The following is a 241-nucleotide window of genomic DNA, read 5'->3' on the forward strand; positions in this document are numbered from 1 at the left end:
CCTGGCTCTCTGAATAATAGACAAGCGCTAAAAATCCAACAAACAAAATGAGCATAGAACTGAAAATGACCCAGCCTTGTTTCTGATTCTTAGCAAATTTCCCGAACGTATAGGTTAACGATGCCGGAATACACCACATCATCATAATTTCTAATACATTTGTAATCGGACTTGGATTTTCAAATGGATGTGATGAGTTTGCACCGAAAAATCCTCCCCCATTTGTCCCTAGATGTTTAAT

Annotated in this window: 1 protein-coding gene; it reads right to left on the reverse strand. The window is 38.2% G+C overall.

The window, feature by feature from the left end; all coding sequences use genetic code 11:
- The coding region (locus RYX56_RS24875) for a potassium-transporting ATPase subunit KdpA (RefSeq protein WP_317124457.1) at positions 1 to 241 on the reverse strand (241 nt) is incomplete at both ends.

The organism is Alkalihalophilus lindianensis (assembly GCF_032843265.1).
GTDB lineage: Bacteria > Bacillota > Bacilli > Bacillales > Bacillaceae_D > Alkalihalophilus > Alkalihalophilus lindianensis.